The 7,474-nt window shown below is 57.9% G+C and carries 6 protein-coding genes and 1 pseudogene; 6 read left to right on the top strand and 1 reads right to left on the bottom strand.

Annotation, left to right across the window (positions count from 1 at the left end):
* Positions 1 to 528, top strand: a pseudogene (locus ACOVRA_RS02445) (S-methyl-5'-thioadenosine phosphorylase); the annotation flags it as partial.
* On the opposite strand, the gene ACOVRA_RS02440 reads toward ACOVRA_RS02445, so the two are convergent.
* Positions 525 to 1,199 carry a TetR/AcrR family transcriptional regulator gene (locus ACOVRA_RS02440; RefSeq protein WP_421718906.1) on the bottom strand — a complete coding sequence of 225 codons (675 nt, stop codon included), beginning with the start codon at positions 1,197 to 1,199 and terminating at the stop codon, positions 525 to 527. The pseudogene ACOVRA_RS02445 and the gene ACOVRA_RS02440 overlap by 4 nt on opposite strands.
* Before the next feature lie 143 nt (positions 1,200 to 1,342).
* On the opposite strand from ACOVRA_RS02440, the gene ACOVRA_RS02435 reads away from it, so the two are divergent.
* The 5 genes from ACOVRA_RS02435 to ACOVRA_RS02415 all read left to right on the top strand — a co-directional run bounded on the left by ACOVRA_RS02435 (position 1,343) and on the right by ACOVRA_RS02415 (position 7,467).
* Positions 1,343 to 2,527, top strand: a complete 1,185-nt coding sequence (locus ACOVRA_RS02435; protein ID WP_298228565.1) for an ABC transporter permease — start codon at positions 1,343 to 1,345, stop codon at positions 2,525 to 2,527.
* A gap of 4 nt (positions 2,528 to 2,531) precedes the next feature.
* Complete coding sequence (locus ACOVRA_RS02430; protein ID WP_421718905.1) at positions 2,532 to 3,251, top strand: ABC transporter ATP-binding protein; 720 nt, start codon at positions 2,532 to 2,534, stop codon at positions 3,249 to 3,251.
* 4 nt (positions 3,252 to 3,255) lie between these two features.
* Entirely contained in the window at positions 3,256 to 4,539 is a 1,284-nt protein-coding gene (locus ACOVRA_RS02425) for an HlyD family secretion protein (protein ID WP_421718904.1), read from the top strand.
* Positions 4,536 to 5,879 carry a TolC family protein gene (locus ACOVRA_RS02420; protein WP_421718903.1) on the top strand — a complete coding sequence of 448 codons (1,344 nt, stop codon included), beginning with the start codon at positions 4,536 to 4,538 and terminating at the stop codon, positions 5,877 to 5,879. The genes ACOVRA_RS02425 and ACOVRA_RS02420 overlap by 4 nt, the downstream gene beginning before the upstream one ends.
* Before the next feature lie 166 nt (positions 5,880 to 6,045).
* Positions 6,046 to 7,467, top strand: coding sequence for an alginate export family protein (locus tag ACOVRA_RS02415; protein WP_421718902.1), 1,422 nt, complete (start codon positions 6,046 to 6,048; stop codon positions 7,465 to 7,467).
* Positions 7,468 to 7,474: the final 7 nt, after the last annotated feature.

Here is a 7,474-nt window from a genome sequence, read left to right as displayed (position 1 = left end):
CGGCCCAAAAGCTTTTATGGCACAGGCCTTGTTGCCCATGTGTCGGTAGCCCATCCCATTTGCCCGCGTTTGGCCGGGCTTGCCGCAGAAGCGGCGCGTCGCTCTGGCGCGGATGTGACCGAGGGCGGTACCTATCTCGTGATGGAAGGCCCACAATTCTCAACTTTGGCCGAGAGCAACCTTTACCGCTCATGGGGCTGTTCGGTGATTGGCATGACCAATATGCCCGAAGCCAAGCTCGCCCGCGAAGCGGAATTGCCCTATGCATCAGTTTGCATGGTGACAGACTATGATTGTTGGAACGAGGACCATGCCGCGGTTGAGGTTTCGGCTATTCTAGAGGTCATGCACGCCAATTCAACCAAGGCAAAGGCCTTGGTGGCCGATTTGGCGCGCGCGCTCAAATCGATTGAACGGACGCCCTCTCCAATTGATACATGTTTGGACTTCGCGCTGATCACAGCCCCAGAGGCACGAGACCCTGCGCTTCTGGCCAAATTATCCGCCGTGGCAGGGCGGGTGCTCTAATCCTTGCGCCAACCGCGCAAAAAGACACGCACACAGGACTTCACAAATAAAGTTAGCTCATCCTCGTCGACGCCACGCGTGACGCCGAGCTCTTGCTTATAGCGGAACTCCCCCTGCACCATGGCGATATATTGCACGGCAGCCAAATAGGGTTGATCGCACGCAATCTCGCCGCGTTTGTCGGCGATCGTCAGCACATCTGCCAAGATGTTGGTGGAATTATGCACCACGCGCTCATAAAAGGCGCGGGGCAATTCGGGCTGGGTCGCAAGCGCCTGCATCATAACCCCGTGTAGGGCCGCGATTTCTGGGTGCAGCATCATTTTGATGAAGTCGATCCCAAGCCGTTCCAAGGTTTCTGCCAAGGGCTTGCCCGCTTCCACTTCCAGCTTGGCATTTTCATAGATCGGGCTGCAGCCAACACTCATGGCCGCCACAAACAATTGATCCTTTGACTTATATTTTGCGTAAAGCGTGACTTTAGATACCCCGGCGCGCGCCGCTAAAGCGTCCATACTGATGCGGTCATAGGGGTTTTCGAGGAAGGCATTTTTGGCGGCTTCCAGAATTTTGGCTTCCTTGGCCAAGTCGATAGGGCGGCCCATGCGGGCAGACGGCGTCTGGCCCGAGGCTTCCAATTCAGAATTTTTTTGTTCCAGGTCTCTTGACATACTGAACCGTTCAGTTAATTGATGGCCTACTTACTGAACTTAACAGTTCGGTTCAGAAATTGCCAGTGCCCTAGCACGCTTTTTCAGGTGGGTCTGGGCACGGCAAGAACGACGAATGCGAACCTTAACTTAGAAGCAGTCTCATGGTTTCTCTTGGTACTCAATCCGGGCAACGCTCCTATCTCGGCATGATTGGCATTGCGCTAAAAATGCTGATGGGGGATCCGGTCAAATATTTTGGGCTGGTGTTTGGTATTGGATTTTCCACCCTGTTGATGAGCCAACAGGCGTCTATTTTTGTGGGGCTTTTGACATGGGGGGCCAATCCGGTTCTCGATGTGCGCCAAGCGCAAATCTGGGTGATGGACCCGCGCGTGAAACAGCCTGATCAAGGTCAACCGATCAGCGATCAAAGCCTGTACCGGGTGCGCTCAGTCGATGGCGTGGCGTGGGCGGTGCCCTATGCTCGCTCGGCTGCGACGGTGAAAACCATGCAAGGCAACATCGCCGCAGTTACGTTGGTGGGCGTCGATAATCAGTCCATGGTTGGCCTACCAGAGGAGAATCTAACCAACAGCATGGCCGCGATCCGCGGGCGCAATGCGGCCATTCTGGATGGCAATACGACCCATCTTATCTGGGCCGATGGTCGCGATCCTATCGGCGAAGCCGTTGAAATCAATGACAATCGCATTGTGGTGACCGGCCTTACCAGTTCCCTCACCAATTTCAGCGGTCTGCCCACGCTCTACATGAAATACTCCGATGCGATAGCCATTACCCCGCCTGAGCGCAACAAATTGTCCTTCGTGCTGGTTGAGGCCAAGCCCGGCATTGAACCCGAAGCTCTTGCCAAGCGGATAACCGAGGTGACCGGCTTGAAAGCCCTGACACGGCAACAATTTGCCGCAGCGGGCACGCAATTCATCATCGAAAACACCGGTATCCCCATCTCGTTTGGGGCAGCCATCGGGCTTGGTATTCTGGTTGCCGTTGTGATCACAGCGCTGACCTTGGCCATGTTTGTGGCCGAAAACCTGAAGAATTTCGGGGCGCTTAAAGCCATCGGCGTCACCAATCGGCAAATCTTGGTGATGGTGTTGAGCCAAGCCTTGCTGGTTGGCTTTATCGGCTATGGCATTGGCATTGGGGGCACTGCCGCCTTCCTTTACTTCGGGCAAGCCGACCCCAGTCTACGTGGCTTCAAAGCCTTGGGCGAGATTGTTGGCGGCAGTGCCTTATTGGTGATGGTTATCGTTCTGGGCTCCGCTTATGTCAGCGTGCGCAAAGTCCTGAAGCTTGATCCAGCCATCGTGTTTCGGGGGTAAGCGCATGACTTTGGTTTCCCCTCAAGCCGCGGTGATTGATCAAGTCATCAAGGAATTTCCCAGTGGCAATGATGTCATTCGGGTTCTCCATGGCATCTCCTTGGGCATTGATTACGGCAAAATGACCATGCTGGTTGGCCCATCGGGCTGCGGCAAGACGACGGTGCTTTCAATCCTGTCGGGCACCTTGTCGGCCACCTTTGGCACAGTCACCGTAATGAATGAGCGCCTAGACCGCTTGAAGAATGACGACCTCGTGCGGTTCCGGCGGCGCAAGATCGGCTTTATCTTCCAGCAATATAACCTGATCCCAACCCTGAACGTGGCAGAGAATGCGGCCATTCCGCTGATCTCAGATGGGGTTGCTTGGGAAGATGCGCTCGCCCAATCTGGGCGCATGCTCGACCATTTGGGGCTTGGGCCCCATAAAGCCAAATTCCCTCGGCAATTATCCGGCGGCCAGCAACAACGCGTGGCCATCGCACGTGCCCTGTCGCACAATCCCGCTTTGGTGGTGTGTGACGAGCCGACGGCCGCCCTTGATGCCGCTTCGGGGCAGGCTGTTATGGCTTTGCTCGATGAAGCGGCTGACGATCCCAATCGCGCGGTCCTCGTCGTCACCCATGACGACCGCATTTTTTCCTTCGCCGACCGGATCATCCGCATGGAAGATGGACGTGTGATCGACGACGGCCTTACCCAATCCCTCCCCCAAAAGGTCTAAGAAGATGAAAGTCACGCCTCAACTTTTACGCCGCCTCGTTTTGCCAATTGGTGCGACTGGCCTGATTGCCTTTGCCGTTTTAACGCTCTCACCGCCGGATAAAGCTGGTGCGGCTCCACCGGCCCAACCTGCAACCGCACCGGATGATCAAAATTCGGTGGTGGCTGCCCTGGGCCTGATTGAGCCCTCCAGCGAAGTGATTGCGGTGGGGTCGGAATTGTCCGGCGTCGTCCGCGAGGTCTATGTAAAGCCGGGTGAACAAGTTGTCGCTGGAGCACCCTTGTTCCGCCTCGACGGCCGTGCCTTGGGTGCCAGTCTCGAAGCGCAATTGGCTGCAGCCCAACAGGCGCGCGCCAATAGTGCGGCAAGCGCCAGCCGTGTGCCATCCTTACAAGCCAATGCGGCCAATGCGGCGGCGGGTATTGCCCAAGCTGAAGCCGGTGTCACCACGGCGCGCGGCGCTCTCACCCAAGCCGAAGGGCGCTTGGCCAATGCGCAAGCTGCCGCTGATGTCGCCCGCCTCGCGCTTGCGGATACTCAAGCCCGCTTGGGCTTATTTGCAACGATTTCTGATCCACGTGCGGTCTCAACTGACGAACGCGATCGCGCCAAATTCGCAATGGAACGGGCCAAGGCCAGCCATGATCAGGCACGCGGGGCGGTGGTAGAAGCCGAAGGTGGCCTGACGTCTGCGCGCGGTGGGCTTGGCGATGCGCAAGCCCGTTTAGCTGCTGCAAAGGCCGCCAGTGCCAGTGCGAAGGCCTCGATCACCGAAGGCCAACAAGCAGCGCTCGCGGCTCAAGCCGGTGCCGCCCAAGCTGCGGCACAAGCCAAAGTGGTCTCTACCGATCTGGACCGCTTGATCGTACGCGCGCCCATTGCTGGCCAAGTGCTGCGGCTCAATATTCGGGTGGGAGAGTTTGCCAGTGCGGGTACGTTGGCAGATCCCTTGGTCGCCATGGGCGCGGTCACGCCGATGCATGTCCGCGTGCAGATTGATGAAGAAGATGCTGCCCGCATTGCCTCTGGTGCACCCGCTCAAGCAAGCCTGCGCGGGGATGCTTCCAAGCGCATTCCTTTGACCTTCGTCAGATTTGAACCCCAAGCCATGCCGAAGAAGAACCTCAATGGCGGGGCAGAACGGGTCGATACCCGTGTGGTGGAGGTGATCTATTCGTTCAATCCCGCTGGCAGACAGGCCTTTGTCGGTCAGCAAATGGATGTCTTTGTGACGGCGAGGCCCATTGCGCGTGCGGTGACAGCTCCAAAATCAGGGGATGCGAAATGAGCCGCCTTCGCTTTTGGGTGACAACGAGTCTGTTGGTCGCAAGCCTCGCGCTGGCAGGCTGCGCCACTGGCCCTAGCGCGCAGATAGAGGCTGAAACGCGCAACGCCTTACCTGTTGCTTGGCAAGAAACTGCACGCTTACCCGATGTGCCGACAAGCCAAGATGCAGTTCTGAAGGAATTGCTTTACCGCGTGCAATTGGGGCCAGACCTTGCCATTGCGCAGAGCCGCCTGAAAGAAGCCGAAGCCCGATTGATGGTTGCACGTGCGGGTCTCTTGCCGTCACTGGGCGTTAGCGGCAGCCAAACACGCACTGAAGTCGATGGCGGAAAAGCCAGTCTCGAAAAGATCGGCAGTGCCACTTTAGCCGTGCCGCTTGACCTTTTCGGCGCAAATCGGGCGCGAGCAGGGGCCAGTAAGGCCCGCGCGCAGGCTGCTCGCCTCGACGCGCAGCGCGTTGCAAGTGCCACGCGCACAAATATGGCCCAACTCTATATCGCCTATCGCGCAGCCCAAGCCCAAGTTGCCGTCACCAAAGCCAATTTGGCCAGCGCTGAGGAAAGCTTAGGCCTAGCCAAAACGCGGCAAGTCGCCGGGCTTGAAACCGGTCTGGGCGTGGCACAGGCGACCAGCAATCGCGATGCAATCGCCGCGCGCTTACCCAGTTTCCTGCAGGCCCAAACGGCGGCCCGTCTCGGTCTGGAAGCCTTGATCGGCGATAAGCCCGGCAGTCTGGCTGTTCTCTTAGAACCCATGGCTCCAATCCCGCAATTGGATTCCCGCCAAGCCATTATAGCCCCGCAAGTCTGGCTCGACACACGGCCTGATCTTGTCGCGGCGCAGCGCCGTTTACAGGCAGCAGGCCTTGATGCGCGGGCGGCTCAGCGCGACCGTTTGCCTAATCTGTCCCTGATGGGGCTTTCCGTGGAGACCGACCTTGGCCAAGGCGTATCTATTCCGTCCAATAGTGTGTCGGGTAATTTAGCGCTTACCTTGTTTGACTTTGGACGTCTGCGCGGGCTGGCACAGGCAGCGGGGGCACAGGCAGAGACCGAAGCACTGGTCTATCAGCAGAGCGTCCTGCAGGCCTTGGCCGACTTGGAAACTCAGGCTTCGGCTGTTCGCCAAGGAGAGCGCAGTGCGCAAGCCCAAGCCGCCAATGTCGCCTCTGCTGCAGATCAAGCGCGATTGGCTCGGGTGCGCTATACGTCGGGACTTTCCGGCTTTTTGGAAGTGCTGACAGCAGAACGCGCGGCTTATGAAGCGCAAAGTGCCGAAGTTGCTGCAAAAGCAGAGGCGGCGCGTGCGCAATTTGCCTTTGCTTTAGCACTCGGCCTTTAGGGTTCGGGGCAAAGTCTTCACTTCTCCGCGAGACACACGGTAATATCGGCCTTTGGGTGCGTGTTGCCTTTGCCATACCCCCCGTGCGTACAGTAGGCAGCGCCGTGGAAGTCGCTGTGACTGTAAAGGCGATCTCTAACAGTCAGTGAAGGACAAAAGTCTCCCCGTGCGTCAGTTTTTAGCGGTCAGTGCCGCGCTCACCTTCGCGACCTTGCTGCCCGATGCCTCGCAGGCCCAGACTGCGCCGGTGGATAACCCATCTGCGACGCCAGAACGGATTTTGCCAGAATGGCTAGAGATCTCGGGCGAGGCGCGGGTCCGCTATGAAAGCCTGGATGGGCAGTTTCGGGCTGGAGGTAAAGGCGGGGACCAAGCTTTGGCGTTTCGCACGCTGATCTTGGCGGAAGCGAAGTTTGAGCCCGTCACTTTTGGTCTTGAGTTACAAGATAGTCGCAAGGAACTGAATGATACGGGATCCACGCTCAGTGCGTCGCTCGTAAATCCGCTCGATCTCTTGCAGGCTTACGCGTCCATTGATCTGAGCGGAACTGGCTTGGCCAATGCGTTGAAACAGGACAAGGCCCGCCTGAAACTGGGGCGCCAGACCTTGGATATTGGCGGTCGGCGCATTCTTGAGCGCGCCGATATGGCCAATGTGTTGTTAAACTTCACCGGGGCCTATTGGCAGTCGAGTAATGCGCGCGGCGATGCGTGGAATGTGTTGGCCGTGGTGCCAGTCGGGCGATTGCCACAAGATCGCGCGAGCCTTGAGAAGAATGAGATGCAGGCTGACCGTGAAGAGTGGTCGCGGCTGCTTTTAGGCGTTCATTATCGCCGCGCCAATCTATTCGGCGACCTGTTGCCAGAGACGTCTGGCGAATTGTTCGTCTTTCGCTTGAAAGAACATGATACGGCCAGAACCAATACCCCCAATCGCGACTATCTTCAGCCGGGATTCCGCCTGTTCAAACCACCGCAAAAAAGCCGGTGGGACTTTGAGTTAGATACGTCTTGGCGCACCGGCACCCGTCGGGCAAGCAATGCGCTAACCGATACGATTGATCTGAAAGTGCGGACTTTCGCCGCCCACGCCCATCTTGGCTATACTTTTGATCTGCCTTGGCAGCCGCGGGTCGGGATTGATTGGGATTTTGCCTCCGGTGACAGCAATCCCAATGACCTCAAATTCGAACAGGCCGAGCGCTTATTTGGTGGGCGGCGCACCGATCTGGGCAATACGGGCATTCATGGACCTTTGACGCCCGCCAATATCAATGCCGCCGGTGGCCGGATTGAAGTGAAGCCCAATGCCCGCAGCGATATGCGTTTGGCGTTCAAGCACGCCCATCTGGACGAAGCGCGCGATGCGTGGGTTGTGGCCCGCGTGCAGGATCGCACCGGCCAGTCTGGCACCTTTATCGGTACGTCTATAGATGGCCGCGCCCGCTATTGGCTACAGCCGAATAAACTGCGGCTGGAAGTTGGCGCGTCTGCCCTCATCCCCGGTCGCTTTGCGAGGACCGCCCCCAATGCGTCGCGTCAAGGCACGACCCATTATGGCTATGTGGCGCTAACCCGCGTCTTCTGACGCATAT

Source organism: Aquidulcibacter sp. (genome assembly GCF_049239865.1).
Taxonomy (GTDB): domain Bacteria; phylum Pseudomonadota; class Alphaproteobacteria; order Caulobacterales; family Aquidulcibacteraceae; genus Aquidulcibacter.
This window is presented reverse-complemented; position numbering and strand designations above follow the sequence as displayed.

Coding starts and splice junctions, on each gene's coding strand:
- ACOVRA_RS02440 (WP_421718906.1), bottom strand. CDS start 1,199: ATGTCAAGAGACCTGGAACAAAAAAATTCTGAATTGGAAGCCTCGGGC.
- ACOVRA_RS02435 (WP_298228565.1), top strand. CDS start 1,343: ATGGTTTCTCTTGGTACTCAATCCGGGCAACGCTCCTATCTCGGCATG.
- ACOVRA_RS02430 (WP_421718905.1), top strand. CDS start 2,532: ATGACTTTGGTTTCCCCTCAAGCCGCGGTGATTGATCAAGTCATCAAG.
- ACOVRA_RS02425 (WP_421718904.1), top strand. CDS start 3,256: ATGAAAGTCACGCCTCAACTTTTACGCCGCCTCGTTTTGCCAATTGGT.
- ACOVRA_RS02420 (WP_421718903.1), top strand. CDS start 4,536: ATGAGCCGCCTTCGCTTTTGGGTGACAACGAGTCTGTTGGTCGCAAGC.